Raw genomic sequence first — 25,768 nt, 5'->3', positions numbered from 1 at the left:
TCATGCACCGGCACAGGGTGATCGCCAGATGCGCGAAGTCCCGGCACACGCCGACGCGCTGCGTGTAGCCGTCGAAGGCGGTCCGGGTCGCGTCGGCCTGCTGGTAGTCGAAGCGCAGGCGGGTATGGGCGAAATCGACGATCGCCTGGACCCGTGCCCAGCCCTCCGGGGTGCCGCCGAACAGGGACCACGCGGTCTGCGAGAGCTTGTCGGTGTCGCAGTAGCGCGAGCCGAGCAGGTACGGCATGACGTCGTCGGGCAGATCCTGCACCGCCATCTGGCGGGCGCCGGGGGCCTGATCGTCCGGCAGGCCGCTGTCGGCGATCGTGAAATCGGCCGCCATGGTGATCCGGCCGCCCGGCGCGACGATGCGCGTGCAGACGTTGCCGAAGGCGTCGATGTGCTGCGCCGCCGCGACCGGCGGATCGAAGGTGATCACCTCCGGCGTCAGGAGGTCACCCCGGCGCTCCGGGCGCACGTTCAGGAGCAGGATCATCGGCGTGGGGCCGAACGTGTCGAAGGCGATCGAGAAGCCGGTGCGGATGTGCATCGTCGGAGACCGTGAGGATGGTCGCTGTCCGGCCTAGCCGGCAGACGGGTCGTTACAGTACAGGGCCCTACAAACCGCGAGCCGAGGTCAGGTTCCGTCAGCGAGGTCAGTTCAAGACAGTTTGATCTGCCTGAATATTTGGCAAGGGCCGAGCGGCGGTCGCCTCGGGGCCTCGGGGGCAGCCATGCGGCAGGCCGAGGGCGGGGCTGCGGTCAAGCGGGGCCGTCCGTCACTGCGCCATGTTGCAACGCACACGGCGCCCTCTTATCCCAGGCCGCTCGATTCCAGGGTCGGCCCGTTCCGCCGGGCACGGCCTGCTGCCAGACGATCGACGCCCATGACGCCCGACAAGCTTTCCCTGCCGAAGGACAAGATCCGAGTCCTGCTGCTCGAGGGCATCAACGACAGCGCCGTCGCGCTGATGCGGGCGGCCGGCTACACCAACCTGACGCGGCTGCCGAAGGCGCTGGACCGGGAGGCCCTGCACGAGGCGCTCCAGGGCGTTCACATGGTGGGCATCCGCTCGCGCACGCAGCTCGACGCGGCCGCCTTCGAGGCGGCGGACCGGCTCCTGGCCGTGGGCTGCTTCTCGGTCGGCACCAACCAGGTCGATCTGGAAGCGGCGCGTCACCGGGGCATCCCGGTCTTCAACGCCCCCTTCTCGAACACCCGGTCGGTGGCGGAGCTGACGATCGGCGAGATCGTGATGCTGCTGCGCCGGATCGTTCCGCGCTCGGTGGGGGCCCACGCGGGCCGCTGGGACAAGTCGGCGGCGGGCTCGCTGGAGGTGCGCGGCAAGACGCTGGGCATCGTCGGCTACGGCAATATCGGCACGCAGCTCTCGACCCTGGCCGAGGCCATGGGCATGCGGGTGCTGTTCTACGATCACACCGACAAGCTGCGCCACGGCAACACCGAGCCGGTCGAGACGCTGCACGACCTGCTGGCCCAGAGCGACGTCGTCTCGCTGCACGTGCCGGAGACCGACGCCACCGCCAACATGATCGGCGCGGCCGAGATCCGGGCGATGAAGGCCGGCGCCTTCCTGATCAACAACGCCCGGGGCACCGTGGTCGATCTCGAGGCGCTGGCCGCGGCCCTGCGCGACGGCCATCTCAAGGGCGCGGCCGTCGACGTCTTCCCGGTGGAGCCCGGCTCGAACGCCGAACCCTTCGTGAGCCCGCTCCAGGGGCTCGAGAACGTGATCCTCACCCCGCATATCGGCGGGTCCACCGAGGAGGCGCAGGAGCGGATCGGCTCCGAGGTGGCGCGTAAGCTCGTGGACTACTCCGATATCGGCTCGACCGTCGGCGCCGTGAACTTCCCGCAGGTGCAGCTCCCGGCCCGCCCGACCGGGACGCGGTTCATCCACGTCCAGCGCAACCTGCCCGGCATGCTCGGGCGGCTCAACGACGTGTTCTCCCGCGGCCACGTCAACATCGCCGCGCAGTTCTACCAGACCGACGGCGAGGTCGGTTACGTGGTGCTCGAGACCGACGCCACCGACGCGGATGCCGAGGCGCTGCTCACCGAGATCCGCGCCATCCCGGGCACGATCCGCGCCCGCCTCCTGTACGAGCGCCGCTGACCGCGAGGCGCGCGCGGGAATTTCCGCGCCGCGCGTGAACGCGGCGGGTCTTGCCGCGTTCGTCTTGCGCGGCCAAGCTGGCCGCTGTTCAAGTCATGCACGGCACATCGACGGCCTCGACCGATCGAGCGCCCGGCCGGCGGAGGAATTGCGGTGACGAAGCGTGTAGCGTGCGCATGGGCCGGCCTCTTGCTCGGCATCGCCGGGTCGGTCTCGGCCGTCTCCGGCGCGTCGGCGGATTGCCTGCGCCGGGTCTACAACCGGTCGAACCTCGTCCTCGTCGCCCGTCAGGACGGCGGGCCGCCCGCTACCCTGCTGCCCGGCCAGTCGCTCCCGGTGCGGCTCGCGCGGCCGGGCCAGATCGATATCGCGGCCTATTGCGGTGTGCCGGCCGCGGGCGGGACCCCGGTCACCCAGCGGACCTTCGATTACGAGGCGGTGCTCGACCGCTGCTTCGTCCGGTTCGGGGGCGACCTGTTCGTGCCGCAGCTCGGGCGCGGCTTCATCGGCCTCCAGGAGACGGCGCCCTTCACGGTGAACAACCCGCGCCAGGGCGACATCATCCTCGGGCCCGCGGCCGGAGCGTCGTGCCCGCTGCCGGCCGCGGCTCCCGTGCTGAGCCGCCGGGGTTGAGTCTCAGAGATAGTGCCGGAAGACGACGCCGCCGTCGTCGGAGGCGCCCGGTTGCGGGGGCGAGACCGGCCCGATGAACGGGCTCGCGAGGCGCAGGGCGACGAGGCCGAGGGCCGCGAGCGCCGGGGCGATCAGGCGGAACGGGCGAGCGAGCATGGACGCCTCCGTCGCGCCGCCGATCCCGCCTGCGTCGTGCAGAGAGACAGGGTGCGCATGTGAAGCATCGCACCTTACGGCCGAGCTGAACGTGCCGAAGCGCACACGGGTAACGTTAAGGTCCCTCCCGGCCGGCCGGTTCGCGGGCCCTGCCGGGGACGACGTGACGGTCGGGCGCTTGCGTCCACCGCCTCGCTGGCAAGTCCGCCGATGCCCTCCTATGCTGCCCTTGTCGGGGGCTGCCTGGGGTCGCGCTGCACGGGCCGCGATGGCGCTTCCCGGGTAGGACCGACTGCGTGAACGAGGACGCGCGTATGCTGACCCAGACAGGCAACTCGATTCTCCGAGGCGATCTCGGCGTCGAGGAGACCACCGAGTCCGACAACATCGTCCGCTGGGACGGCGAGCGGCTCTACGTGGAGCAGGACGTCTACCACAACGGGCAACTGGTTCACCGCAAGTACCGTCGAACCGTCACCGAGCCTGTCGCCCGCGCGCTCTGGGCGATCATCAACCGCGCCAAGCAGTGAGGCGCCGGGCGGGCGCGTCACGCACGCGCCCGCCCGATCCGACGTTCCGCCCTACCGGGCCGCGCCGGCGAGGAGCGTCGTGGACCTGTCCGGCCGGGTGACGCGACTCGGAGACGTGAGCTGCGCGGCGGCGGGCGCCGCCTGTATCGGGCGCGTGGTAGCGCGTTCAGTCCCGGAAGCCGGACCTCGCGTCCCGAATGCCGTCCGTCCTCGACGAAGCCGGAGCGGCGCGGTCTTGCTGAGCTTGACCGGGATCGGTGAGCCCGCGTCGCGCCCGAAATCTGCGTCCATGCGCGTTCAGACTGCCCTCCGGTCCATGCTGGCAAAACTACTCCTCGATCGCTGGTCGATCGTCGTGTTCAACGCGCTGATCGCGCTGCCGCTGACGCTGGCTCTCGTCGAGGTCGCGTCGCTGCTCTGGGGCACGGGCTTCCGGACCCACGCGACGATCCACGAGGCCGGCCACCTGATCGAGGGGATGGGGGTCATCCTGATCGGCTGGGGCGTGGTGCTGGAGGAGCGCCACGGCGTGAGCCACCTCCTCGGCGGCCTGCCGAGCGAGGATCCGGAGCACGAGGCGGCGATCGACGCCCTCTGCCACCACGGCGGCCTCGCCCTGCTGGTCCTGGGGCTGGTCGCCGAGATCCTCGTGCAATGCGTCGAGGTGCCGGACCACATCATCAACACCGACCGGATCGAGCGGGTGGTCCTGACCGGCGGGGCCGTCTTCCTCGCCTTCGGCCTCGCGACGCTGGTGCGGCTCTCGGCCGGTCTCGCGACGTTCCGCGGGCCCGCGCCCGCGAGCGCCGGCGCGTCCCTGCCCGAGGCGCACCCGCGCTGAGGCCCGGTCCGCGCCGCGCGTTCCCGGCAGAGGCCGACCCGTGCGCGCCTAGGCGGCGACGGCCGCGGTCGGCGCGACGAGGGTGAGGTGGGCCGGCCGAAGCACCTCGAGACGGTCATGGGCGTTGTCGAACGCGGCCCGGATCGTCGTGCCCGCGTCCTCGACGGCGACCAGCACCGCCAGCTTCTGGGCGGTGGCCCGATCGGCGAGGCCGCGCGCGGCCGAGACGAGCGACTGCTCCAGATTCAGGAATTCCGTCTCCGCATCCTTGCCCGCCTCCCGCGCGACGGACGCGAGGCGGTCCAGCACGGCTTCCAGGGCGTGGCGCAGGACAAGTGTCCGCACGCGCTCCTGCAGGAGCGCCCTCTCGTCGATCTTCATCGGAATCGGTCCGGGTTCGGGAACACGGCCAAGCTCTCATACTTCGCGGCCGTGTGCAGCCACCTTTTTGCAACAGCGCAATACTGTCTCGCGACCGTGGCGCTCTGCCCGTTCACCGTCTCGCCGCCGCGATCCGGCTCAGTTGTTCTACAATCACGTGCCGAGTATTTGGGCGTTTCGAGAATCGAATGCGCTATCTCGACAGATTCAGGGCACAGAAAACCCCCGCGTGGAGGCCAGCATCGCCGCCCGAATACCTCTGATTCGCCGGGGACGATGCTGGCGGCCGCACGGCCTCGCGGTCACCGCCCGGCACGAGTCGGCGCCAGCCGGGAGGCGCTCCGCGGGTCAGTACGGCGTGCCGCGCCGGCGCCGGTCCCGCAGGGCCTCGGCGTGCCATTCCAGCTCGTCGAGGAAGCGGCCGGCCGCCGCCGCGAGCCAGGGCTCGGCGGGGACGCCCTGCGCGTCGACGACCTTCTGGAGCCGGGGAATCGGCAGGAGCGAGGGGATACTCGACATGCCCATCTCGGCGAGCATGGCCCGCAGCGGCATCGCGGCCCGGACGCCGCCGAACTGGCCGGCCGAGTAGCAGCAGATGGCCGAGGGCCGCCAGAAATACTCCTCGAGGAAGTGATCGAGGGTGTTGGACAGCGCCGGCGGCACACCGTGGTTGTACTCGGCCGTGACGACCAGGAAGGCGTCGGCGCGGCGGAAGAGGTCGGCGCAGCGCTGCAGGGGTTCCGGGGCCGTCCCGGCCGGGTATTCCTTGAACATCCGGTCGAGGAGCGGGAGCGCCAGTTCGGCCGGATCGACCAGCGGGGCGGCGTGGCCGCGCGCCGCGAGCTGCGCGATCAGGAAGCGCGCGGCGCGGATGCCGATGCGGTCGGCCCGGACGCTGCCGAGGATCACGGGGATGGTCAGGGCCATGGCGCTCTCCGGTTGTCCCGATCATGCCAGAGCCGGCCGCGCCGCTCCAGACGCGGGTCGAACCCGGGGGCGTCAGGCCTTGGTGCTGCTGGTGAGCGCGGCCGCGATGCCGAGCGGTCCGCCGGCCGCGTAGGCGGTGACCGCCTTCGTCAGCTGCTGCAGGAAGGATTGCAGGTCGCTGCCGCTGTCCGTCGCCGTGGCCGTCGCGGGATCGGCGGACGCGGTCGTGGACGTGCTCGCGGAGGTGCTCGCGGAGGTGCTCGCGAAGGTGCTTGCGGACGAGGCCGCGGACGCGTCCGCGGCGCCGCCGCTCTGGGCGGCCGCCCCGCCCTGCTCGGCATCCGACACCGAGCGATGGCCGTGGTGGCCGCGATGGTGCTGGACGGGGCGCGCGCCGGCCGCGGCCTGGCCGGCCTCGGTGCCGGTGGTCGACGCGTCGTCGGCGTTGGCCGCGGCTTCCGCGGGCGCGGTGACGCCGTTCTGCAGCCCCATCTGGCTGAAGTCGGATTGCAGCTGGAGGAGCGACGCCATCAGGTCGTTCGACAGGGTCGGCGTCGATGCCGTCCCGGTCGACGGGGCGGCGCTGTCCGCGGTCGCCGCCTGCGTGCCGGTCCCCTGGCCCGCCGTCGCGGCGGTCCCGGCGTCGAGGCGGGCCGCGTTCGCCGCGCGCGCCTGCCTCAGGGCGCCGACGAGATCCCGCTGGAGTGAACTGCCCGAAACCGTATTCACCGACATGGTACGTCTCCGCGACCGCCCTCACTGCGGGCAGGCACGGGCCGTTCCAGAATTTCCCCAATGTTTTCAGCGGCGCGTCCGGGCCACTGGCCGGCAGGATCGGCCGGGCGGCAGAATCTGCCGCTCCTAGCCGGCCGACACGGACCGCATCAGCACGAGCCCGGTCGCGTGCCCGTTGCCGAAGGCCGCGAGGAGCGCGACCACGGCCAGCAACGCGCTCAGGAGGAACAGGGCTCCCAGCCCCTCCGCCACGGCCTCGGTGCGGGTCCCGGCCTTCTGGATGACGATCCAGCCGAGGGTGAACAGGGACGCCATCGCGAGCGGAAAGCCGAGACCGGACGGCATCACCGATCGCGTCCCGACAGGGGCCGGGCGCCCACCGCGTCGCAGGAGAGAGGGGTCCGCATCGACGGGGCGGGGACGAGGCCGCCCTCGTAGCGCGTCCGCACCGTGTAGGCCGCGTGCCAGACCGGCCCGATCCGCATGATCCTCCGAGCCGCGGACCCCCGCCCCGGCCGCCGCGACAGCGCGGCGATCAGGGCGGGGACGGCGTAGTCGGTGACGGCGTGCACGTGGATCGGGATCATGTCCGGCACGGCCTCGGCAGCGGGTCAGGCGGATCTCGGCCCGGTGCTCGCGTCGCCGAGATGGCGCAGGTTCTCGGGCGGCGTCTCGGCCTCCGTCGCCTCCACGGAGTCGACGCTGCCGCCGCTCACCGCGTCGACGCGGTGCTGACCCGACGCGGTGCGGACGACCTCGGCCTGCCAGCCCGGATCGGACTGGCGCTCGTGCATGAGTTCCGCCGGGCGCGCCAGATCCCGGGCCTCGTCCTGACCCAGATCCTGGCCGTTCCGGTCGGCCGTCGCGCTGAAGCTGCGCAGGCTCGCGCGGTCGGACGGGTTCGCATCGGTCGGGTTGCGGGCCATGGCGGTTCTCCTGAGCTGTGACGGGATGGGTCAGAGGATCGGCTTGCCGCCGGTCACCGCCACGGTGGCGCCGGAGACGTAGCTCGACTCCGGTCCGGCCAGCATGACGTAGACGGGGGCGAGCTCGCAGGGCTGGCCGGGGCGCTTCATCGGCACCTGCGACCCGAAGGAGCGGACCTTCTCCTCCGGCATGGTGGAGGGGATGAGCGGCGTCCAGACCGGCCCCGGGGCCACGCAGTTCACCCGGATGTCGCGCTCCGCCAGCATCTGGGCGAGGCCGCCGGTGAAGTTCTGGATCGCGCCCTTGGTGGTGGCGTAGGCGAGCAGTTGCGGGCTGGGCGCGTCGGCGTTCACCGAGGTGGTGTTGATGATCGAGCTGCCGCTCCTCATGTGCGGGAGAGCGGCCTTCACCAGGTAGAACATGGCGTGGATGTTGGTCGCGAAGGTGACCTCCCACTCCTCGTCGGAGATCTCCTCCGGGTTCGCGAAGGTCTTCTGGTGCGCGGCGTTGTTGACGAGCACGTCGACCTGCCCGAACGCGGCCACCGCCTTGTCGACGATGGCGCGGCAATGCTTCGGGTCCTTGATGTCCCCCGGCACCGCCACGGCCGTGCGGCCCGCCGATTCCACGAGGCGGCAGGTCTCCCGGGCGTCGTCGTGCTCGTCGTAGTAGCTGACCAGCACGTCCGCCCCCTCGCGGGCGAAGGCGAGCGCCACCGCCCGGCCGATGCCGCTGTCCGCGCCGGTGATGATCGCCTTGCGGCCGGACAGCCGCCCCGAGCCGCGATAGTGCGACTCGCCGTAATCCGGTCGCGGATCCATGTCGGCGTCGCGGGCCGGCGGGGTGAGCTGGCGCTGCCGGTCGAAGGGCGGCTTCGGGAAGTCGGTCATGTGGCGCTCCTTGGGCGGCGGCTGAGGTGGTCGCGCTGCGGGGATTCCCAGGCGGGGCGTCGAACGGGAGCTGCGCCTCGGCGCCCGGATCGACCGCGGACATGTCTGCGCCCGGCCGCCGGATGCCGCGGAGGTCGAGCGTGGCCGGGACCGGGGTCTCGGCAGGAATTGTCCCCCGTGTCGACAACCCGACCCGGCCGGCATTGTTTCGCGGGATTCGCGAGCCGCCGCGCAGTGTCGAGGTCGTTGCGCGCACGGTCACAGTAATGGCGCCGATCATGGCGCTCGCTCGCCTCCGTGATCGGGGCGGATGAATGTATAGTTTCGCTCGAACGGTGCCGCGTTCGCGGATCAGCTACCAAGCGTGACCGGGAAAGCCTGGTCCGGAACGATGCGGACCTTGTCGGGTTGGCCCCGTATTCGGCCAACACGGGGTTACCATGACGACCAAGCCACCGCCTGTTCCGCCGGCCAACCGGTCCGACAAGGGGCCCGGCAGCGCCACCGAAGCGCCGCTCACCCAGGGCCGTGCCGGATCCCAGACCAAGGATCCGGACAAGGTCGGCCAAGCCGGAAATTCCAAGGTGAACACCACCAACCAGGGCTACCAGCAGGACCGCTGACGGTCCGAGCCGCGCGGGCGCCGCGAGCCGCCGTGCCCGACGAGAGTGTTGATCTGCACCGGAGGATGATCATGGCGAATGCCAGTCGGCACAAGGTCGGCCCAGGCGCCCAGGGCAAGGGAAGCGGAACCGGGGCCATGTCGGAGCTGCCCGAAGGCGTGCTGCCGGAGAACATGGTGCTCAGCAACCGCGACAAGTCCCGGCACAGCGACGAGCGAGGCCTGGACAGCAAGAACGTCCAGACCGAGCAGTACCAGGATCACGCCGGCAATCGGCAGGTGGTCGCCGAGCTGGACGCCGACGCCGACGGCAACACGAGCGGCCTGGCGAACCCGAAGACGGACGAGTCCGGGGCGCAGAGCAGCCTGAAGCGTCAGCAGCACTCGTAGGCGCCCAGTCCACGATCGGGGAGGCGCGGCGCGAGATCCGCGTCTCCCGAGGCCGCACCGCGCGGAACCCCCGCGCGCCCATACCGGCGCGCCGCGTCCGACGTTCGCGCGGGCAGCATTCGACCTGCGGCGCCGGCCACCCCATCCCGGAAAGGCGCGATGTCGCGAGTGAGAGGTCTGGCCACAGCGCTGCTCGGTTTGGCCGCCGGTCGCGCTCAGGCGCAGGCCGTGAATCCGACGCCGGGAACCGAGGCGGCGCAATCCAACGGGCTGCTCGGGATGCCGGCCCTGCTGCTGATCGGCGTCATCATCGCCTTCGCGGTTCTGTACGCGCTGCGCGCCCGCCGGCGCTGAGTGACGGAGCGCCGCCTCGCGGGATTGTGGGACCGTGCGCGCCGCCTCCAGCTCACCCGCGGACACCGCACCGGAGCCGAATGCGGTTCACGGGGCCTTGCCGTCGGCCGACCTGAGCGTGCTCGCGGTACAGCGACGCCGCGCGACGAGGTGACGGTCGCCGAAGTGGCGGCCTCTCTGAACTGTCGCAGGACAAAAGGAAGCGGGATTGGCCGTCTCCTGCGCGACGTTCATTCGGATAGATACGACACAGCCTGAGTAGCGACCATGACCACAACAGTCACAGCGGTGGCATCGGCAATCCTTGCCGGCGCCCTTCTCGGGATGCCGACCGGAGCCAGCGCGCAGGCGGGCAGCTTCGCCAATCACGGATTCGGCAACCACAATTTCGGAGCCGCGGCCGTCGCGGGCGGCAGTGGTTTCAGCAATCACAGCTTCGGCAATCGCGGCTTCGGAGCCGGTCCCACAGGCGGCGGCTTCGCCAACCGGGGTTTCGGCAATCACGCGCTCGGGTCGGGAGCGGCTGCCGCCGGCTTCGCCAATCACGGCTTCGGCAACCACAATTTCGGTCGGCCCTCTGTCGGCGGCGGGCTCTCCAACCCGGGCTTCGGGCACGGGCTCGGGGCCCATCGCGGCTACGGTCATCATCGCCATGACGGCTACAACCGCGGCTTCTACGGGAGGCCCTACGGCTACGGCTACGGCTACGGCTACGGCCGGCGCGGGTATGGCCTCGGCGGTTTGGGCCTGGGGCTCGCTGTGGGCGGTCTGTACGGCGGCTACGGCTATCCGGGATACGGCTACGACGCCGGGTACTACGGCGGCTACGCGCCCGTCACTTACGGCTACGCCGACACCGAGACCGACCGCGCCGTCGACGATGACCGCGCCTGCGCGCGCCGGTTCCGGTCCTACGACCCGCAGAGCGGGACCTATCTCGGCCGGGACGGGCGCCGCCATCGCTGCCGGTAAGGCTCGGCCGTCCTGAGGCGACTGAATCGGCCATGGAACAGTCCCGTCACGCTGCGGCGTCGGCGGGACTGGAGGTGGCCTCGGCGCGATCGGCCGGATCAGACACGCGGCACGACGTAGCGCCGGCGCTACGACATCGTCTCGGCCTCGTCGTCGCCGCCGGTCGCCCCGACCGTGGGCCCCGGCCGATACGCGTCGAGGGTCGCGTAGGCATCCGTGCCGGTGATCCCCAGCCGTTCCATGTCGGTCAGGAGCGCCAGGATGTCGGCGTCGACCGGCTCGCCGGCTTCCTTGCGCTCGATCAGGGTGTTGACCAGCTCCTGGTCGCTGATCGACGTCGCGCTGGGTTCGTTCGGATCGGTGAAGGCCATGACCGGTCTCTCGCAGGGTGGATCCGGGATCTAGGTCGCGCCCGGCGCCCGGCCACACGCGTCTGAGGGTGGGGCTGCGGGGCGGCGGCGCCGCCGATGTCTGTGCGGCCGAACGCGCTGGCAAGGAGATGCCGCACCCGTCACATCGTCGGACGCGACGCCGGGCTTGGCTCACGGTGCAAGACCTCGTGCTGCCAAGTGGGGTGGCGCGCGTCCAATCCGACGTGCTGGCCGACATACAGGGTCGCCAGCAATCCGAGCAGCAGAAGCAGGCCGATGGTCACGGCGTCCGGATGCCTGCGCGCGCCGTGGATGCTGAGGCAGCCCAGCGTGAAGACGGCCGCGAGGACCATGGGTCCGAGCATGTCGCCCGACATCGGGATCACCGTCGTGGCTGTCGTCGTCGCTCAGCGCGCCGCCGCCTCCGAGCGGCGAGGCTGCCCGACAGAGACGTTCGAGCGGGCCCGAAGCATCCCGAACTCCATCGATACCATCGCGCGTCGGAGCCGGCGGCGACGGGCGAGGAACGATCCGCGACGCCGCCTCGACGGGCGCCGTCCTGCGGCCGCCGCAATCGGCCCGGCCGCCGGCCTCTCTGCCTCGCGCCAGTCGAGCACAGCGCGCCGCGCGTATTGCCGAATGCCGGAACGGCAACGCTGTTCCCGGCCTCAGAGCCCGCCGCGGGCCGGGATGCCGAAAACTGAGTCAGATCAAGATGTTGGTAAGTGGATGGCTCCCCGAGCAGGACTCGAACCTGCGACAAGGCGATTAACAGTCGCCTGCTCTACCAACTGAGCTATCGGGGATCACGAGGGGGTCTCTACACACCGGGATCGCGGGGCGCAAGGGCCTCGTTGCAGGATCCGCGTTCAAACCGACGCGCGGCGCCCTGCGCCACGGGGCAGACGCCCTCCCCGGGGCGTTCGCGAGGCCCCGACTGTGACTGATCGGCAACATTCGGGTCAACCCCATGCGTCGCTCCCGCCCGAGTCCGGCTGCGATCGCCTCGTTCGCGGGCGACGGAAGTCATCCGTCTGTCGTGACACGCTCCTACGCGAGCCACCTCGCCGGCGCGCCGGTGTGAAGACCCTGACACCCATGCTGACCCATCGCTGCCTCGACCCGCAGGACCCCTACGCCGAGCGCGAGGTGCGCGTCGCCTTCGAGTGGGCCGCCGATCATCCCTGCCTGATCGCGGCCCTGGACGAGCACGAGGCCGATATCCTGCCCGACCTCGTCGAGGCGCAGCGCGACGATCTCCGTCGCGAGATCGCCGCCGCCTTTCTGCTGCCGGAGCCGCGCATCCCCGGCCGGGCCGAGATCCGGTTGCCCTGATCGCCGAGCGGATGCGTCGCCGACGCTCGGGGCGCGGCGCTCCGGTGCGGTCCGGGCGAATTCAACCTCGCGCCCGTCCCAGAGCCGACTGTTGGCGCGCGCGAGACCGCACTGACAGTCCCGCGCGGCACGAGATCTGGATCGGCGCTGCGTATTGGTCCCGTATATCGTCCGAATAGTCCGGTATTTTGTCGGCCATCTATGCGCGTTCGCGCAGTGTAAAAGGGTCGAATTTGCCGGCTATATTCATTTTTCCGAAAAGATTGGCTCGGATATAGCTGCGGCAGCGCGATCCTCCGGTCACAGCGGCCCTCCTGCCATGCGTATCTCACTCGGCCTGAAGCTCTCTGCGGTGATCGGGCTGCTCGCCCTTGTGGCGAGCGGCATCGCGGCCTTCGCGATTCGCCAATCGAACTGGGAGCAGGAGCGCGCGGCCGCCACGGACCGGATCTGGAACGCCGGCCTGCAGGCCGGCGCTCTGGGCCAGGCGATCGAGCACGCGGTGGTGCAGGCCACGGCCCTCTACACCGCGGACGACACGACCGAGGCGCGCACCCGCCTGTCGGCGCTCCACGACGCCCTCGCCACGGTGGAGCAGGTGCGGGGGCCTTTCCTGGAGGCCATGGAGGATCAACTTCCCGCCGACCGTCGGCGCCGGTTCGACCTCTTCGTCAAGGAATTCATCGCCTACCAGACCGATACCGCCGAACTCGGCCTCACGGTCTCGCCGAAGGCCGCCCTGATCCAGGCGACCGACGAGGCGACCGTGAAGAACCGCGAGCGCATGGTGGCCGAGATCGGCATTCTCGGGCGGGAGGTGCTGAGCCGCCTGAACGCCCGTCGCGCCGCGGACGCGGCCGACCGCCGCCGGTCGCGGATCACCCTGGTGGTCGTGCCGGCCGTCGCGCTGGCGCTCGGCCTGCTCGCGGCGATCTGGATCATCCTGACTCAGGTGCGGCGGCCGCTGCATCGGCTCAAGGACGGCATGACGGCGCTCGCCGCCAACGATCTCGACCGCGCGATCCCGTTCACGCATCGCCGCGACGAGATCGGCGAGATGGCCGCCGCCATCGCGGCGTTCCGCACGGCGCTGATCGAGAAGCGCGACCTCGACGCGGAGGCGCAGGCGCGCCGCGACCGCGACCGCAGCCGGGCCGAGGCCCTGGCCGCGGCGACGCGCGCCTTCGAGGCCGAGACGCATCGCGCCGTCACCGATCTCGCCGACTCGGCCGAGGCGATGCAGGCGGCGGCCGACACCCTCTCGGGCAATGCGGGCGCGATGGCCGCCGAGGCGGCCGTCGTGGCCGGAGCGTCGGAACAGAGCGCGGGCCTCGTCGACAGCATCGCCAGCGCCGCCGAGGAACTCTCGGCCTCGGCGCGGGAGATCGAGGCGCGGGTCCGGCACACGAGCGCGATCGCCACCTCCGCACTCTCCGACACGCAGGGGCTCAAGGAGACGGTGATGAGTCTCTCGCAGGCGGCCGAGGAGATCGGCGCCGTGGTCACGCTGATTCGCGAGGTCGCCGAGCAGACGAACCTTCTCGCGCTCAACGCGACGATCGAGGCGGCCCGCGCGGGGGCTGCCGGGCGGGGCTTCGCGGTGGTCGCCGCGGAGGTGAAGGCGCTGGCCGGCCAGACGGCGCTCGCCACGGACCGCATCACCGGGCAGGTCGGGTCGATCCAGGGGGCCGCCGGGCGCACGGTCGGCGCCATCGGCACGATCGGCGAGACGATCGCCCGGATGAGCCTGATCGCGTCCGAGGTGGCCGACGCCACCGACCAGCAGGGCCGCGCCAGCCAGGAGATCGCCCGGGCGATCTCCGGCGCGGCCGCGGAGGCCCGGCATGTCTCGGAGAGCGTGGCCGGCGTTCAGGCCGCGGCCGCGTCCAACGAGGCGCAGGCCGGCCAGGTGCGCGGCAGTGCCGCCCGGGTCAATGCCGGGACGCACAGCCTGCAGCGGGCGATCGAGACCTTCATGGTGGAGGTCCACGGCGCCTGAGGGGCGCCGCATCGGCGCGGCGCGGCCGGTTCAGTCTGTCGGGGAAGGATGGAGGCCTCGCCCGGAATCGAACCGGGGTGCAAGGATTTGCAGTCCTCTGCGTAACCACTCCGCCACGAGGCCTTCCCGAACGGCGCTGCCGTCCCGTCCGGAGCTTGGCGGACAGCTCCGGGTGCGCGTCTCTAGCAGAGGTCGGCGGTCGCAGGCAACGGCTCCGAGGCCCCGATTGTGCGGACCGCGTCAGCTCTGCCAGACCCGGGGCATCGGCAGGGCCCGGTAGCCCGCGAGGAAGCGGGCGACGAGCCCGCGCAGGGGTCCGACCGCGTCCCCCAGCGCGCGGACCGCCAGATGGCCGTTCCAGGCGCTCGCCGCCGCCGTCGTTCCGGGCGAGGCGGCCTCGGCCAGACGGGCCCGCGCCTCCTCGAGGCGCGCCTCCGCGCCGGGCGAGACGTCGAGGATCGTCGCGCAGGCGCGGGCGCCGCCGCCGATGGCCGGGCGGGCGAGGTGGTCGCTGATCGGCCCCTCCAGCAGGACGCTGTCGGCGTAGGCGAGCCGCCCACCTCGGCGGATCCGCCAGGAATCCGCGAACAGACCGTCGACGATCCGCTCGCCCCGGGCGGCGCGGCCGAACGCGACGACCTCCGCGGCGATCAGCGCGGCGCCGTCGGCGAGGTCGGCCTCGAAGCGCCGCCGCACCCGGGCCCGATCGAACAGGATCGTCTCCTGCGGCAGCCAGGCGAGGCCGGCCCCCTCCCCGAGGGTCAGGGTGTTGGCGATGCGGCTCACGGGGCCGTCCGAGCGGTAGATCTTCTCGGCCGCCGTGGTGGTCAGCACCAGGTCGGCCCCCGGTTCCAGGGCGAGGTCGATGGCGAAGCTGTCGCCGCAGGCCACGCCGCCCGCCGTGTTGACGAGGACCGCCTCCAGCGCGCCGGTCCCCCGCGGGAAGCGCAGACGCAACGGCCCGGCTTCCGCGAGATCCAGGATGCGCGTCCCGCCGCCCGGACGGGCCGGCCCGACGCGCAGCCGGACGCGCCCGTCGGAGCGCTGGCGCGCGGGCGCGGCCCCGAGCCTCTCGGGCGAGGGGGCGGGAGCGAGGGGGCCGTGCATCAGGCGCGTCCGGCCGGCTCTGGGGCCACGGCCTCGATCGGCCCGGTCGGCCGGTCGAGGATGCGCCGGCCGAACAGGCTCGCCACCAGCTCGACCAAGACCCGGGCGCTGCGGCCGCGCTCGTCCAGGAAGGGGTTGAGTTCCACCACGTCGAGGGAGCGGACCAGCCCGGAATCGTGGAGCATCTCCATGATCAGGTGCGCCTCCCGGAAGGTCGCGCCGCCCGGAACGGTGGTGCCCACGGCCGGGGCGATCGACGGATCGAGGAAGTCGATGTCGAGGCTGACATGGAGATGCGCCCCCTGCGCGGCGACGCGGTCGAGCACCCGCCGCAGGGGCGCCACGACTCCGAACTCGTCGATCGTGCGCATGTCGGTGACGCCGACCCGGCGCGCCGTCACGAGGGCGCGCTCGCCGGCGTCGATCGACCGGAGGCCGAACAGGTGGACATGGGCGGGCGGCAGGGGCGCCGGTGCCGGCTCGGCGAACAGGGACGGGAATCCCGGCTCCCCGCACAGGGCGGCGAGCGGCATGCCGTGGACGTTGCCGGAGGGGGAGGTCGCCGGCGTGTTGAAGTCGGCGTGGGCGTCGAGCCAGAGCACGAAGACGGGCTGGCCGCGCCGCGCGCAGTGCCGCATCACCCCGTCGACGGAGCCCAGGGACAGGCTGTGATCGCCGCCGGCGGTCAGCGGGAGCGCCCCCGCGTCGAGGGCGTCCCCCACGGCCCTGGACACGGCCCGCGTCCAGGCGGCGACACCCTCGAGCCCGCGCGTCCCGGCGGGCCCGTCCGGGACCACGTCGCCGCGATCCGCGATCGCGTGGCCGAGTTCGGCGAGCGCCCGGACGAGACCGGCCGTGCGCAGGGCCGCCGGTCCCATGAGGGCGCCGGGCTCGCTGGTGCCGACCTCGATCGGCGCTCCGATCAGCGCGATGCTGCGCGCCGCGTCCGGCTGGGCTTCGCCGCTCATCACACCTCCATCGCCGTCCCGGAGCACCGGTGCTCCGCGGCCGCTCTACCATCCGGACTCATAACCGTCCGATGACGGTGACCGCGAGACCGGATCGGCCAGCAAGATCCGTGACGGAGCGCCCGGGCCGGGATCTGGGTCGCGAGACGATGCGCGCTCCAGGGGCGCGCCGGATGCCGGGCCTCCGCGCCACGCGCAAGGTTCCGGCGACGATCCGACCGGCAGAACCTTGCCGGGACGGACGATTGACCACTCATAACTTGGGTTTGTGGCGCTAGGATTGTCTCGTAAGTTGTATGTTTCGAGTCTGCTGAAGTTTCGAGCGGCGTATTGGTGTTTACGAGATTTTTATAAGGATTGGGCGATTGGTAAGCCTCAAGCAATTTCTCAAAAATTCAGGGGCATCATGATCACGCTATCGCGGCTGAGCACGCGCCTTCCCGCGACAACCGTCGGCCTCGCGCTCCTGAGCGCCACCGCCATGGGCGGTTTCAGCTGGTACTCGGCGCGGGCGGGCCTGATGACCGCGGCCCACGAGCGCCTCGAGCTCGCCGCGGCGGCGCGCCGGGACGCGATCGAGCTGGTGGCGGACCGGGCGCAGGCCGACTTCCTGGCGGTGGCGGCGCACCCGCAGATCGTCTCGAACTTCCCCGACCTGCTCGAGAACCTCGATCCGGCGAAGCCCGACACCGCGAGCGTCATCGAGGCCTTCCGCGCGCCGCAGACCGCCGAGGCGCGAGTCGCCCTCGACGGCAGCGGCATGTCGTCGATGTATGCCCGCCGGCACGTCAAGGTCCAGGAAGTGGCGCGCAAGCTCGTCGCGCAGCCGGGCTACGCCGACCTGCTGTTCCTCGACGACAACGGCCGGATCGACTACACCACGACGAAGGGCGCCGATTTCGGCAAGTCGGTCACGGACGACGGCTTGGCGGGGACGGCGCTCGCGCGCCTCGTCGAGCGCCTGAAGTCCGCCGACCCGGGCGCGGTCCTCTACGAGGATTTCGCCGCCTACCCGGTGGACGGGGTCCCGGCCGCGTTCATCGGCCGCGCCATGACCAAGCGGGCCAACGTCGCCATGGGCACGGCGCAGGCCGCCGAGCGGATCGGCTTCATCGTCATGCGGGTCACGCCGACCCTGTTCGACCAGACGCTGTCGAAGCGGACGGGCCTCGGCGACACGGGTCAGATCCTGGCGGTCGGCGCGGACGGCCTCCTGCGCAGCAACCCGCCGTTGAACCCCGCCGTGCACGCCGGCGCGGGCCTCGCCGGGATCGGCCTGGCCGCCGACCGGATCAAGGCCGGCGGTCCCGTCGACTTCGCGGCGGAGAACGGCGCCCACATGGCGGCCGCCTCCGCGGTGACCGTCCTGGGCGCGCCCTGGACGGTGGTGGCGGAGCAGACCCAGGCCGAGGCGATCGACGCGGTCCAGGCCCTGTCGCGCACGCTGATCCTGACCGGCCTGTTCGTCCTGGCCGGAACCGCCCTGCTCGGCCTCCTGCTCGCCCGCTCGATCGTGGCGCCGCTCGGCGCCCTCACCCGCGCGCTCAAGGCCCTCGCCGATCGCCAGGCCCTCACCGACGTGCCGGGCAGCAAGCGGCGGGACGAGATCGGTGACATCGCCCGGGCCGTGGTCACGATCCGCGACATGTCGCTGGAGGAGGCCGCCCAGCAGCTCCAGACCACGGAGGCCGCGCGCCTGCGCGAGGAGCAGAGCCGGCGCGCCATGCTCAAGCAGCTGGCCGACGGCTTCGAGCACTCGGTCGGCGGCATCGTCGAGGGCCTGACCGGCGCCGTCACGGAGCTTCAGGGGGCCTCGGACACCATGCGGGCCGCGGTCTCCAGCACCTCCGAGCGCTCGACCAGCGTCGCCGGGGCGGCGCAGCAGACCTCCGACAACGTCAACACCGTGGCGGCCGCGGCCGAGGAGCTCGGCGCCACCGTCCAGGAGATCGGCCGTCAGGTCGAGCAGGCGGCCGGGATGTCCGCCACCGCGGTCGGCGAGGCCCGCCGGGCCGAGCAGACCATGACCGACCTCGCCGCGGCGGCGACGCGCATCGGCGACGTGGTCGGCATGGTCTCGACGATCGCCGGGCAGACGAACCTGCTGGCACTCAACGCCACGATCGAGGCCGCCCGCGCCGGCGAGGCCGGTCGCGGCTTCGCGGTGGTCGCCGCCGAGGTCAAGGAACTCGCCGCCCAGACCACCCGCGCCACCGAGGAGATCAGCCGTCAGGTCGCCTCGATCCAGAATGTCACGGGCGACGCGGCCGGGGCGATCCAGGGCATCACGGCCCAGATCGAGGCGATGAACCAGGTGTCGACCAGCATCGCCGCCGCGGTGGACCAGCAGGGCGTCACCACGCAGGACATCGTCCGCAGCATGGGGCAGGCTTCGGCCGGCACCGGCACGATGACCCTGGAGATCGCCGAGGTTGCCCGGGTCGCCGGCGATGCCGGCGAGGCCGCGGACTCGGTCGCGCTGGCGTCCGACGCCCTGGCCACGCGCTCGGAGCAGCTCCGCGCCGAGGTGGCGCAGTTCCTCCGCAACGTGCGGGCGGCGTAGGCCGGACGCGACCCCCGGGGCGGCCTCAGGCCGCCTCGGCCGGGAGCGGCGCGGGCTTCTGCGCCGCGCGACCCGCGAAGGCCTGGGCGGCCAGGGGCAGCTCGATCGCCGCGCAGAGCCCGCCCTCGGGGCGGTTCTCCAGCCGCAGGCGCCCGTTATGGGCCTCGACGATGGCCTGCACGATCGAGAGGCCGAGGCCGAAGCCGCTCGCCTCGTTGAGATTGCGCGCCCGGTCGCCGCGCACGAAGGGCTGGAGCATCGCCTCGCGCTCCGCCTCGGGGATCCCCGGGCCGTTATCCAGGATGCAGACCCGGACACCGCGCTCGGAGGCCTCCATCTGCACGTCGGCCCGCCCGCCGTACTTCACGGCGTTGTCCACGAGGTTGGTCACCGCCCGCTGGAGCTCCTCGGGCCGGCCCTGGACCAGGACGTGCCGGCTGCGGCTGACGCTGACCGGGGCGCCGAAATCCGAGAAGTCGTCGCAGACCGTCTGCACCACCGAGGCGAGATCCACGAGGCTGTGGCTGTTCGCGTCCCGGATCTGGCCGTCGCGCACGAAGGAGAGCGCCGCCTCGACGAGGCCGTTCATCTGGTCGAGGTCGCGCAGGGTCGAGGCCCGGGCATTCTCGTCCTCGATGAACTCGGCGCGCAGGCGGAGCCGGGTGATCGGCGTGCGCAGGTCGTGGCTGATCGCTGCCAGCATCTGGGTCCGATCGTCGATCAGGCGGCGGACGCGCGACCGCATCCGGTCCAGCGCCCGGGACACGGCGAGGACCTCGCGCGGGCCCGCCTCCGGCAGCGCCACGTGGTCGTCGCGGGCGCCGAACGCCTCGGCGGCGCCCGCGAGCCGCTTCAGCGGCGCCGTGAGGGCGCGGGTGGCCCAGACGCAGAGCAGCGCCAGCGTCAGCGCCAGGAAGACCACGGTGAAGATCAGCGCCCCCTGGCGGGGACCCCGGAGGGGATCGTTCGGCAGCGTCGCCTGGAGCCGCGCCCCCGTCGGCGTGACGACGCCGATATGGAGACGCGCGTCCGACCGGCCGCGCTCGGGATCGGCCGCCGAGAGGTCGGTGATCGTCACGGGCCGACCGGCGCCGTTGCGCAGCTTCCGGATCACCGGCAGGTCGGGCGGCGACGTCGCCCCCGACGGCACCGTCCCGTCCCAGGGCTCCACGTGGATCAGCGGCAGGCTGCGACCGCTCGCCAGGAGGGCCGGTCGCGCCGCCGGGTCAGCGGCGTCCATGAGCCTCACCAGGACCCCGAGGCGGCTCGCGGCCACGCCCGGCAGCGTGTCGGGATTCTGCGACTCGTGCAGGATCAGGAAGGCCGCGGTGGCGACCACGTGGGCGACCGCGATGCCGGCGACCACGAGCAGCGCGATCTGGCCCGCGATGGTCTTCGGGCGCAGCCGCGCGCGGAGCCGCCCCAGGCCGCTCATGACCGCGTGACCTCGGGCGTGAACAGGTAGCCGCCGGACCGGATCGTGCGGATGAACTCGGGGTTGCGGGTGTCGCGCTCGATCTTCTGGCGGATCCGCGAGATCAGCACGTCGATGCTCCGCTCGAACGGGCCCGCGGCCCGGCCCTGGGTGAGGTCGAGGAGCTGGTCCCGCGACAGCACCCGCCCCGGCCGGAGACACAGGGCGTGGAGCAGGTCGAACTCCGCCCCGGTGATCGAGATGCGGGCGCCCTCGGGGGAGAGCACCTGTCGCAGGGAGACGTCGAGGGTCCAGCCGGAGAAGTGCAGCCGCCGCCGCTCGTCCGCGTCCGGCGCCTCGGCGGCGACCCGGCGCAGGATCGCGCGGATCCGGGCGAGCAGTTCCCGCGGGTTGAACGGCTTGGCGAGGTAGTCGTCGGCGCCGAGTTCGAGGCCGAGGATCCGGTCCACGTCCTCGGACTTCGCGGTCAGGATCAGGATCGGGATCTGCGAGGTGCCGCGCAGGCGCTTGCACAGGCTCAGACCGTCCTCGCCGGGAAGCATCAGGTCGAGCACGATGAGGTCGATGCGCGCCTCCGCCAGGACCCGGTCCATGTCGGTGCCGTCCCCGGCCAGCGTGACGCGGCAATCGTTGCCGCGCAGGTAGCGCGCGATCAGCGCCGAGATCTCCCGATCGTCCTCGACGACGAGGATGTGGGGTGTTGCGGGTGCGCTCATCGCAAAGGAGTCGGTCTGCGGGTCGGCCTGCATCATCAGGCTATTATGACGCCATCCGCCGATTATTCGAAGGTGGGGCACGGAACCATTTTGTAAGCGCGTGTTTCCCGCACGGACCTGAACTGAGTTGCCGAACGGCGTCACATCGCAGGGGGGAACGATGACCGGAACCGAGGATCGGAAGGACCTGATCGCGCCGCGGCCGCCGGAACTCGCCTCGCCCTGGCGGACCGAGGCTCGGGCGGCGCTGCAGGCCGAGGCCCGCGCCTTCGCCCGCGACACGGTGCTGCCGCTCGCCGACGAGCTCGACCGCCACAAGGCCGAGATGCCGCGCGCGCTCATCGACGCCATGGCCGAGAAAGGCTGGTTCGGCATCACGATCCCGGCGGAGCACGGCGGCCTCGGCCTCGGCGTGTTCGAGTACTGCCTGGTCTCGGAGGAACTGGCCCGGGCCTGGCTGTCCGTGGGCAGCATCCTGGCCCGCGGCCAGGGCCTCGGCACCCAGACCCTCGACCCGGATCGCCGGGCGGAGCTGCTCCGGCGCTCGGCGCGGGGGCAGTGGATCGGCTCGATCTCCCTGTCGGAACCCGATGCCGGCTCCGACCTCGCCGGCGTGCAGACCCGGGCGGTGCGCGACGGCGACCGGTGGCGATTGACCGGCACCAAGCGCTGGGCGGGCTTCGCCAAGGGGGCCGACTTCATCGAGGTCCTGGCCCGGACCCGCGACCCGGAGCCGGGGGAACCGCGCTCCGCCGGCCTGGAGCCGTTCCTGGTCCTCAAGGAGCGCGACAGCTTCCCGCCCGGGGTGACCGGCCGGGTGATCGACAAGATCGGGTATCACGGCTTCCAGACCTTCGAGCTGAGGCTGGAGGACGTGTGCGTGCCCGAGAGCGACCGGCTCACCGGGCTCTACGGCGACCAGGGGGCGGACGCGGATTCCGGCGGGTTCGCCGCCGTCCAGCGCGGCCTCAACATCGCCCGGGTCCACACGGCGGCCCGGGCCGTCGGCGTCGCCCGCGCGGCGGTCGAGGATTGCCAGAGCTACCTCCAGGAGCGGGTCCAGTTCGGCCACCCGATCGGCGACTTCCAGGCGCTGCGCTTCGCGCTGGCCGACATGGCCGCCGACGTCGCGCAGGCGCGGGCCTTCTGGCACCAGGTCGCCCACCTTCTCGACCAGGGGGAGCCCGCCGAGAGCGAGTCGGCGATGGTGAAGCTTCTGGCCACCGAGATGGCGGTGCGGGTCACCAACCAGGCGATGCAGCTCCACGGCGGCAACGGCTACACCACCGAGCGGCGGGTCGAGCGCTACTGGCGCGACGCGCGGCTGACGACGATCTTCGAGGGCACGAGCGAGATCCAGCGGCGGATCATCAGCGACCGGATGCTGCCGCGGCCCGGGGCCTGATCGCCCGCGCGCGCCCGTGCGGCGAATCGTCGAGCGGGACTCCCCGCCCGGCGTCGCCCGGCTACCTCACGACTCTGTCCTGCCCGGCGGACCGGGTGCCGCCATCCGGAAGCTCCGTGTCGAAGCCCATCAGCGATTACGCCCTCATCGGCGACACACATTCCTGCGCGCTGATCGCCCGCGACGGCTCGATCGACTGGCTGTGCTGGCCGCGTCACGACTCGCCGGCGCTGTTCGTGAAGCTCCTCGACGACGTGAGGGGCGGTGCCTGCACCGTCGCCTTCGACGGACCGGCCGGGAGCGCGCGCCGCTACCTGCCCGACACCAACATCCTGGAGACGACCTTCACCACCGAGACCGGCCGGGCGCGCCTCGTCGACCTGATGCCGGTCAACCCGCCGAGTCCGGAACCCGACGAGGGACCGGACGGCGAGAGCGAGAGCCGCCTGATCCGGCTGCTGACCTGCGAGCAGGGCCGGGTCTCGGGCGTGTTCCGGGTGCGGCCGACCTTCGACTACGCCCGCCGCCCCTGCACGCCGCTGGTCGAGGGCGGTTCGGTCCTGTTCGAGGCCGGGGACTGGCGCGTGCGCGTCAACGCGCAGGCGTGCCCGACCCTCGCGGGCGACGCGGCCGAGATCCGGTTCGACCTCGCGGAGGGCGAGACCGCCTACCTGGTCCTGACGCACGGCGAGGATCAGGACGAGGCCTGCATCGAGGACTTCGCCGGCGCCCGGCGGCGCCTGGAGACGACCGCCGATTACTGGCGCCGCTGGAGCGCCCGCAGCACCTATCGCGGCGCCTACCGGGACGCGGTGATGCGGTCCGCCCTGTGCCTGAAGCTGCTGACCTACTCGCCCTCGGGCGGCATCGTGGCGGCGGCCACCGCCGGCCTGCCCGAGGCGGTCCCGGGCAACCGCAACTACGATTACCGCTTCACGTGGATGCGGGACGCCTCCTTCACGGTCACCGCCTTCGTGATGCTGGGCTACGTCAGGGAAGCGTCCGAGTTCCTGCGCTTCCTGCGCGAGCGCGACGGCACGTTCGGACGGGAGACGCGGCTGATGTACGGCATCGCCGGCGACATGCCGCCGGAGGAGGAGCTGAGCCACCTCGCCGGCTGGAACGGCGTGGGGCCGGTGGTGATCGGCAACCTCGCCGAGCACCAGGACCAGCACGACATCTACGGCGAGCTGCTGCGGGCGCTGTGCATCTTCCTCGAGGCGGTGGATTACGACCCGCCGGAGAAGGTCAACGACCGGCTGCCGGAGGTGCTGGACAACCTCACCGCCCGGGCCATCCGCCACCGCCACGACGCGGATCACGGCATCTGGGAGCTGCGCACCGGGCCGCGCCAGCAGGTCCACACCAAGGCGATGATCTGGGTCGCGCTGCGGGACGCGGCCCGGATCGCCCGCAACATCGCGGGCGTGCCGGAGGCGAAGATCGCCGAGTGGGAGCTGGTCGCCGCGGAGATCCGGTCGGAATATCTGGAGAAGGGCTGGAGCGCCGAGAAGCAGGCCTATGTCGGCGCCTACGACTCGCATCACCTCGACGCCGCGGTCCTGCGCGTGGCCCTGTTCGGGGCCCTCGACCCGCGGGAGCCGCGGATGCGCGCGACCCTGGCGGCGATCGAGCACGAGCTGGGCGTCGGCGACCTGATCTACCGCTACCGCATGGAGGACGGGCTGGAGGGCGACGAGGGCACGTTCACGGCCTGCGCCTTCTGGCGGGTCGGCTGCCTCGCCCTCGACGGGCGGACCGGCGAGGCCAAGGCGGCTTTCGAGCGGCTGATCTCCCGGTGCAACGATGTCGGGCTGCTCGCGGAGGAGATCGACCCGGCCAGCGGCGCGCAGCGCGGGAACACGCCGCAGGGCTTCTCCCACATGGCCCTGATCAACGCCGCGCTGCGTCTGGAGGACAGCATCGCGCGCTTCGGCGCGGACGAAAGGCCGGAGAGCGCGGCCCGGTCGGCCGCCGAGTAGCGCCGCTCCAGCTCCCGGCGCAGGCCGGTCCGCGCCACGTCGCGGTTGACCAAGCGAGTGTCGCTGGCGTGGCAGCGGGCGGTCGGTCCGGCGGCGATAGTTTCGGGGCCTGAATGGCTCCGGAGGTCCCATGCTCGACGTGACGCCGACCCCTCTGCAGCGTCTCCTGCGGGAGCGCCGTCGCGGCTACAGCCTGCCGGCCGAGTTCTACCTGAGCCCCGAAATCTTCGACGCCGACATGGCGGTGATCTTCGGCCGCCACTGGATCTACGTCGGCGTCGAGCCCGACGTGCCGGAGGCCGGCGACGTCATGGTCGTCGACATCGGCACGACTTCGGTGGCGATCGTCCGCGACGACGACGGCGCGGTCCGGGCCTTCCACAACGTCTGCCGCCACCGCGGCGCCCGGCTCGTCCACGAGGAGAAGTCGACCGTCGGCAACCTCGTCTGCCGCTACCATTCCTGGACCTACGACCTCACCGGCGCCCTCATCCACGCCGACCACATGGGGCCGGATTTCAGGCGCGGCTGCCACGGGCTGAAGCCCGTCCACATCCGCTCGCTGGAAGGCCTGCTCTTCGTCTGCCTCTCCGACGACCCGCCCGCCGATTTCGACGCCATGGCGGCCCGGCTCGGCCCCTACATCGCGCCCCACAACATCCGCGACACCAAGGTCGCCTTCCAGAAGGACATCGTCGAGCCGGGCAACTGGAAGCTCACGATGGAGAACAACCGCGAGTGCTACCATTGCGGCGCGAACCATCCCGAGCTGACCGTGCCGCTCTTCGCCTACGGCTTCGGCTTCGCGCCCGAGGAGATGGACGAGCACGACCGCGCCCAGGCCGAGCGCTACGGCAGCCTGCTCCGGACGCGCCACGGCGAGTGGGAGGCGGAGGGGCTGCCGTCGAAGGAGATCGACGAGCTCGACACCATGATCACGGGCTTCCGCACGGAGCGGCTGCCGCTCGACGGCGAGGGTGAATCCCACACGATCGACACCAAGGCCGCCTGCCGGAAGCTCCTCGGCAGCCTGACCAACGCCAAGCTCGGCGGCCTCTCGGTCTGGACCCAGCCCAATTCCTGGCACCACTTCCTCGGCGACCACATCGTCACCTTCTCGGTGCTCCCACTCGACGCCGAGCGCTCGCTCCTGCGCACCAAGTGGCTCGTCCACAAGGACGCGGTCGAGGGCGTCGACTACGATCTCGCCAACCTGACCGGCGTCTGGGAGGCCACCAACGACCAGGACAGCGAGCTCGTCGGCATCTGCCAGCAGGGCGTGCGCAGCCCGGCCTACGAGCCCGGCCCGTACTCGCCCCACACCGAGATGCTCGTGGAGAAGTTCTGCACCTGGTACGTCGGCCGCATGGCCGCGCATCTGGGGCGCTGAT

General features: G+C 71.8%; 29 protein-coding genes and 2 tRNA genes. 14 read left to right on the top strand and 17 right to left on the bottom strand.

Features of this window, described 5'->3' with window-relative positions:
• Positions 1–550: transglutaminase-like domain-containing protein (locus ACTJK8_RS25780; RefSeq protein ID WP_440762736.1), on the bottom strand; the 550-nt coding region annotated here is incomplete at its 3' end.
• Positions 551–887: 337 nt separating this feature from the next.
• Between ACTJK8_RS25780 and serA the strand changes: the two genes are divergently transcribed.
• A complete protein-coding gene (gene serA, locus ACTJK8_RS25775) occupies positions 888–2,138 on the top strand; it encodes a phosphoglycerate dehydrogenase (RefSeq protein ID WP_012319417.1) in 1,251 nt (416 codons plus the stop codon).
• Between the two features lie 153 nt (positions 2,139–2,291).
• The gene (locus tag ACTJK8_RS25770) at positions 2,292–2,771 is read left to right on the top strand and encodes a hypothetical protein (RefSeq protein ID WP_012319418.1); all 480 of its coding nucleotides are present in this window, start codon (positions 2,292–2,294) and stop codon (positions 2,769–2,771) included.
• A 3-nt stretch (positions 2,772–2,774) separates the two neighbouring features.
• On the opposite strand, the gene ACTJK8_RS25765 is transcribed toward ACTJK8_RS25770, so the two are convergent.
• Positions 2,775–2,927 (bottom strand): hypothetical protein, encoded by a 153-nt coding sequence (locus ACTJK8_RS25765; RefSeq protein WP_012319419.1) that lies wholly within the window; start codon positions 2,925–2,927, stop codon positions 2,775–2,777.
• A 314-nt stretch (positions 2,928–3,241) separates the two neighbouring features.
• Here ACTJK8_RS25765 and ACTJK8_RS25760 point away from each other — a divergent pair, with 314 nt between their 5' ends.
• Positions 3,242–3,457, top strand: a complete 216-nt coding sequence (locus ACTJK8_RS25760) for a hypothetical protein (protein WP_012319420.1) — start codon at positions 3,242–3,244, stop codon at positions 3,455–3,457.
• A gap of 289 nt (positions 3,458–3,746) precedes the next feature.
• Positions 3,747–4,298 (top strand): hypothetical protein, encoded by a 552-nt coding sequence (locus ACTJK8_RS25755; RefSeq protein WP_043073764.1) that lies wholly within the window; start codon positions 3,747–3,749, stop codon positions 4,296–4,298.
• A 48-nt stretch (positions 4,299–4,346) separates the two neighbouring features.
• Here the strand turns inward: ACTJK8_RS25755 and ACTJK8_RS25750 are convergent, their stop codons facing one another.
• The 7 genes from ACTJK8_RS25750 to ACTJK8_RS25720 form a co-directional block, all read right to left on the bottom strand.
• Entirely contained in the window at positions 4,347–4,679 is a 333-nt protein-coding gene (locus ACTJK8_RS25750) for a hypothetical protein (protein WP_012319422.1), read from the bottom strand.
• 348 nt (positions 4,680–5,027) lie between these two features.
• Positions 5,028–5,606: an NADPH-dependent FMN reductase gene (locus ACTJK8_RS25745; RefSeq protein ID WP_012319423.1), complete on the bottom strand. Its 579-nt coding sequence runs from the start codon at positions 5,604–5,606 to the stop codon at positions 5,028–5,030.
• Between the two features lie 72 nt (positions 5,607–5,678).
• Complete coding sequence (locus tag ACTJK8_RS25740) at positions 5,679–6,341, bottom strand: hypothetical protein (RefSeq protein WP_063110460.1); 663 nt, start codon at positions 6,339–6,341, stop codon at positions 5,679–5,681.
• A gap of 126 nt (positions 6,342–6,467) precedes the next feature.
• On the bottom strand, positions 6,468–6,686 hold the full coding sequence (locus ACTJK8_RS25735; protein ID WP_012319425.1) for a hypothetical protein: 219 nt from the start codon (positions 6,684–6,686) through the stop codon (positions 6,468–6,470).
• A complete protein-coding gene (locus ACTJK8_RS25730) occupies positions 6,686–6,928 on the bottom strand; it encodes a hypothetical protein (RefSeq protein ID WP_440762735.1) in 243 nt (80 codons plus the stop codon). Before ACTJK8_RS25730 ends, ACTJK8_RS25735 begins: the two co-directional genes overlap by 1 nt.
• A 24-nt stretch (positions 6,929–6,952) precedes the next feature.
• Positions 6,953–7,267, bottom strand: a complete 315-nt coding sequence (locus ACTJK8_RS25725; RefSeq protein ID WP_012319427.1) for a hypothetical protein — start codon at positions 7,265–7,267, stop codon at positions 6,953–6,955.
• Positions 7,268–7,297: 30 nt separating this feature from the next.
• Positions 7,298–8,158: a glucose 1-dehydrogenase gene (locus ACTJK8_RS25720; RefSeq protein WP_012319428.1), complete on the bottom strand. Its 861-nt coding sequence runs from the start codon at positions 8,156–8,158 to the stop codon at positions 7,298–7,300.
• 440 nt (positions 8,159–8,598) lie between these two features.
• On the opposite strand from ACTJK8_RS25720, the gene ACTJK8_RS25715 reads away from it, so the two are divergent.
• The 4 genes from ACTJK8_RS25715 (at position 8,599) to ACTJK8_RS25700 (ending at position 10,496) form a co-directional block, all read left to right on the top strand.
• Positions 8,599–8,781 carry a hypothetical protein gene (locus ACTJK8_RS25715; protein WP_012319429.1) on the top strand — a complete coding sequence of 61 codons (183 nt, stop codon included), beginning with the start codon at positions 8,599–8,601 and terminating at the stop codon, positions 8,779–8,781.
• A 71-nt stretch (positions 8,782–8,852) separates the two neighbouring features.
• Positions 8,853–9,170: a hypothetical protein gene (locus ACTJK8_RS25710; protein ID WP_012319430.1), complete on the top strand. Its 318-nt coding sequence runs from the start codon at positions 8,853–8,855 to the stop codon at positions 9,168–9,170.
• Positions 9,171–9,329: 159 nt separating this feature from the next.
• Complete coding sequence (locus ACTJK8_RS25705; protein ID WP_012319431.1) at positions 9,330–9,524, top strand: hypothetical protein; 195 nt, start codon at positions 9,330–9,332, stop codon at positions 9,522–9,524.
• A gap of 324 nt (positions 9,525–9,848) precedes the next feature.
• Positions 9,849–10,496: a BA14K family protein gene (locus tag ACTJK8_RS25700; protein ID WP_440762734.1), complete on the top strand. Its 648-nt coding sequence runs from the start codon at positions 9,849–9,851 to the stop codon at positions 10,494–10,496.
• A 128-nt stretch (positions 10,497–10,624) separates the two neighbouring features.
• Here ACTJK8_RS25700 and ACTJK8_RS25695 read toward each other — a convergent pair whose 3' ends face one another.
• The 3 genes from ACTJK8_RS25695 to ACTJK8_RS25685 form a co-directional block, all read right to left on the bottom strand.
• Entirely contained in the window at positions 10,625–10,867 is a 243-nt protein-coding gene (locus ACTJK8_RS25695; RefSeq protein WP_058607021.1) for a hypothetical protein, read from the bottom strand.
• A gap of 140 nt (positions 10,868–11,007) precedes the next feature.
• Positions 11,008–11,244: a hypothetical protein gene (locus ACTJK8_RS25690; RefSeq protein WP_058607020.1), complete on the bottom strand. Its 237-nt coding sequence runs from the start codon at positions 11,242–11,244 to the stop codon at positions 11,008–11,010.
• Between the two features lie 353 nt (positions 11,245–11,597).
• Positions 11,598–11,673, bottom strand: a tRNA-Asn gene (locus ACTJK8_RS25685).
• Between the two features lie 274 nt (positions 11,674–11,947).
• Here ACTJK8_RS25685 and ACTJK8_RS25680 point away from each other — a divergent pair.
• Entirely contained in the window at positions 11,948–12,202 is a 255-nt protein-coding gene (locus tag ACTJK8_RS25680; RefSeq protein ID WP_244633280.1) for a hypothetical protein, read from the top strand.
• A 319-nt stretch (positions 12,203–12,521) separates the two neighbouring features.
• The gene (locus ACTJK8_RS25675) at positions 12,522–14,201 is read left to right on the top strand and encodes a methyl-accepting chemotaxis protein (RefSeq protein ID WP_012319436.1); all 1,680 of its coding nucleotides are present in this window, start codon (positions 12,522–12,524) and stop codon (positions 14,199–14,201) included.
• 49 nt (positions 14,202–14,250) lie between these two features.
• On the opposite strand, the gene ACTJK8_RS25670 is transcribed toward ACTJK8_RS25675, so the two are convergent.
• From ACTJK8_RS25670 to rocF, 3 genes are all read right to left on the bottom strand, one after another.
• Positions 14,251–14,324 (bottom strand) — tRNA-Cys (locus ACTJK8_RS25670).
• 117 nt (positions 14,325–14,441) lie between these two features.
• A complete protein-coding gene (locus ACTJK8_RS25665) occupies positions 14,442–15,308 on the bottom strand; it encodes an urease accessory protein UreD (RefSeq protein ID WP_440762733.1) in 867 nt (288 codons plus the stop codon).
• Positions 15,308–16,276 carry an arginase gene (gene rocF, locus ACTJK8_RS25660; protein WP_029358865.1) on the bottom strand — a complete coding sequence of 323 codons (969 nt, stop codon included), beginning with the start codon at positions 16,274–16,276 and terminating at the stop codon, positions 15,308–15,310. The genes ACTJK8_RS25665 and rocF overlap by 1 nt, the downstream gene beginning before the upstream one ends.
• 406 nt (positions 16,277–16,682) lie before the next feature.
• On the opposite strand from rocF, the gene ACTJK8_RS25655 reads away from it, so the two are divergent.
• Entirely contained in the window at positions 16,683–18,839 is a 2,157-nt protein-coding gene (locus ACTJK8_RS25655) for a methyl-accepting chemotaxis protein (protein ID WP_012319439.1), read from the top strand.
• Between the two features lie 25 nt (positions 18,840–18,864).
• Here the strand turns inward: ACTJK8_RS25655 and ACTJK8_RS25650 are convergent, their stop codons facing one another.
• The gene (locus ACTJK8_RS25650; protein ID WP_024829790.1) at positions 18,865–20,274 is read right to left on the bottom strand and encodes an ATP-binding protein; all 1,410 of its coding nucleotides are present in this window, start codon (positions 20,272–20,274) and stop codon (positions 18,865–18,867) included.
• Positions 20,271–21,026 (bottom strand): response regulator, encoded by a 756-nt coding sequence (locus tag ACTJK8_RS25645; RefSeq protein WP_012319441.1) that lies wholly within the window; start codon positions 21,024–21,026, stop codon positions 20,271–20,273. Before ACTJK8_RS25645 ends, ACTJK8_RS25650 begins: the two co-directional genes overlap by 4 nt.
• A gap of 124 nt (positions 21,027–21,150) precedes the next feature.
• Between ACTJK8_RS25645 and ACTJK8_RS25640 the strand changes: the two genes are divergently transcribed.
• The 3 genes from ACTJK8_RS25640 to ACTJK8_RS25630 all read left to right on the top strand — a co-directional run bounded on the left by ACTJK8_RS25640 (position 21,151) and on the right by ACTJK8_RS25630 (position 25,767).
• Positions 21,151–22,395, top strand: coding sequence for an acyl-CoA dehydrogenase family protein (locus ACTJK8_RS25640; protein WP_043073768.1), 1,245 nt, complete (start codon positions 21,151–21,153; stop codon positions 22,393–22,395).
• A 116-nt stretch (positions 22,396–22,511) separates the two neighbouring features.
• Positions 22,512–24,377 (top strand): glycoside hydrolase family 15 protein, encoded by a 1,866-nt coding sequence (locus ACTJK8_RS25635; RefSeq protein WP_440762732.1) that lies wholly within the window; start codon positions 22,512–22,514, stop codon positions 24,375–24,377.
• A gap of 130 nt (positions 24,378–24,507) precedes the next feature.
• Positions 24,508–25,767 carry an aromatic ring-hydroxylating oxygenase subunit alpha gene (locus tag ACTJK8_RS25630; RefSeq protein ID WP_024829786.1) on the top strand — a complete coding sequence of 420 codons (1,260 nt, stop codon included), beginning with the start codon at positions 24,508–24,510 and terminating at the stop codon, positions 25,765–25,767.
• Position 25,768: the final 1 nt, after the last annotated feature.

This window comes from Methylobacterium sp. 22177 (assembly GCF_052045615.1).
Lineage (GTDB): Bacteria > Pseudomonadota > Alphaproteobacteria > Rhizobiales > Beijerinckiaceae > Methylobacterium > Methylobacterium radiotolerans.
Note: the sequence above shows the minus strand (reverse complement) of the source record. Positions and strands in the feature narration are given on the sequence as shown.

Excerpts from the sequence above, each read along its gene's own strand:
- serA (WP_012319417.1), top strand. The coding sequence starts at position 888 with ATGACGCCCGACAAGCTTTCCCTGCCGAAGGACAAGATCCGAGTCCTG.
- ACTJK8_RS25765 (WP_012319419.1), bottom strand. The coding sequence starts at position 2,927 with ATGCTCGCTCGCCCGTTCCGCCTGATCGCCCCGGCGCTCGCGGCCCTC.
- ACTJK8_RS25760 (WP_012319420.1), top strand. The coding sequence starts at position 3,242 with ATGCTGACCCAGACAGGCAACTCGATTCTCCGAGGCGATCTCGGCGTC.
- ACTJK8_RS25755 (WP_043073764.1), top strand. The coding sequence starts at position 3,747 with ATGCGCGTTCAGACTGCCCTCCGGTCCATGCTGGCAAAACTACTCCTC.
- ACTJK8_RS25750 (WP_012319422.1), bottom strand. The coding sequence starts at position 4,679 with ATGAAGATCGACGAGAGGGCGCTCCTGCAGGAGCGCGTGCGGACACTT.
- ACTJK8_RS25745 (WP_012319423.1), bottom strand. The coding sequence starts at position 5,606 with ATGGCCCTGACCATCCCCGTGATCCTCGGCAGCGTCCGGGCCGACCGC.
- ACTJK8_RS25740 (WP_063110460.1), bottom strand. The coding sequence starts at position 6,341 with ATGTCGGTGAATACGGTTTCGGGCAGTTCACTCCAGCGGGATCTCGTC.
- ACTJK8_RS25735 (WP_012319425.1), bottom strand. The coding sequence starts at position 6,686 with ATGCCGTCCGGTCTCGGCTTTCCGCTCGCGATGGCGTCCCTGTTCACC.
- ACTJK8_RS25730 (WP_440762735.1), bottom strand. The coding sequence starts at position 6,928 with ATGATCCCGATCCACGTGCACGCCGTCACCGACTACGCCGTCCCCGCC.
- ACTJK8_RS25725 (WP_012319427.1), bottom strand. The coding sequence starts at position 7,267 with ATGGCCCGCAACCCGACCGATGCGAACCCGTCCGACCGCGCGAGCCTG.
- ACTJK8_RS25720 (WP_012319428.1), bottom strand. The coding sequence starts at position 8,158 with ATGACCGACTTCCCGAAGCCGCCCTTCGACCGGCAGCGCCAGCTCACC.
- ACTJK8_RS25715 (WP_012319429.1), top strand. The coding sequence starts at position 8,599 with ATGACGACCAAGCCACCGCCTGTTCCGCCGGCCAACCGGTCCGACAAG.
- ACTJK8_RS25710 (WP_012319430.1), top strand. The coding sequence starts at position 8,853 with ATGGCGAATGCCAGTCGGCACAAGGTCGGCCCAGGCGCCCAGGGCAAG.
- ACTJK8_RS25705 (WP_012319431.1), top strand. The coding sequence starts at position 9,330 with ATGTCGCGAGTGAGAGGTCTGGCCACAGCGCTGCTCGGTTTGGCCGCC.
- ACTJK8_RS25700 (WP_440762734.1), top strand. The coding sequence starts at position 9,849 with ATGCCGACCGGAGCCAGCGCGCAGGCGGGCAGCTTCGCCAATCACGGA.
- ACTJK8_RS25695 (WP_058607021.1), bottom strand. The coding sequence starts at position 10,867 with ATGGCCTTCACCGATCCGAACGAACCCAGCGCGACGTCGATCAGCGAC.
- ACTJK8_RS25690 (WP_058607020.1), bottom strand. The coding sequence starts at position 11,244 with ATGTCGGGCGACATGCTCGGACCCATGGTCCTCGCGGCCGTCTTCACG.
- ACTJK8_RS25675 (WP_012319436.1), top strand. The coding sequence starts at position 12,522 with ATGCGTATCTCACTCGGCCTGAAGCTCTCTGCGGTGATCGGGCTGCTC.
- ACTJK8_RS25665 (WP_440762733.1), bottom strand. The coding sequence starts at position 15,308 with ATGCACGGCCCCCTCGCTCCCGCCCCCTCGCCCGAGAGGCTCGGGGCC.
- rocF (WP_029358865.1), bottom strand. The coding sequence starts at position 16,276 with ATGAGCGGCGAAGCCCAGCCGGACGCGGCGCGCAGCATCGCGCTGATC.
- ACTJK8_RS25655 (WP_012319439.1), top strand. The coding sequence starts at position 16,683 with ATGATCACGCTATCGCGGCTGAGCACGCGCCTTCCCGCGACAACCGTC.
- ACTJK8_RS25650 (WP_024829790.1), bottom strand. The coding sequence starts at position 20,274 with ATGAGCGGCCTGGGGCGGCTCCGCGCGCGGCTGCGCCCGAAGACCATC.
- ACTJK8_RS25645 (WP_012319441.1), bottom strand. The coding sequence starts at position 21,026 with ATGATGCAGGCCGACCCGCAGACCGACTCCTTTGCGATGAGCGCACCC.
- ACTJK8_RS25640 (WP_043073768.1), top strand. The coding sequence starts at position 21,151 with ATGACCGGAACCGAGGATCGGAAGGACCTGATCGCGCCGCGGCCGCCG.
- ACTJK8_RS25630 (WP_024829786.1), top strand. The coding sequence starts at position 24,508 with ATGCTCGACGTGACGCCGACCCCTCTGCAGCGTCTCCTGCGGGAGCGC.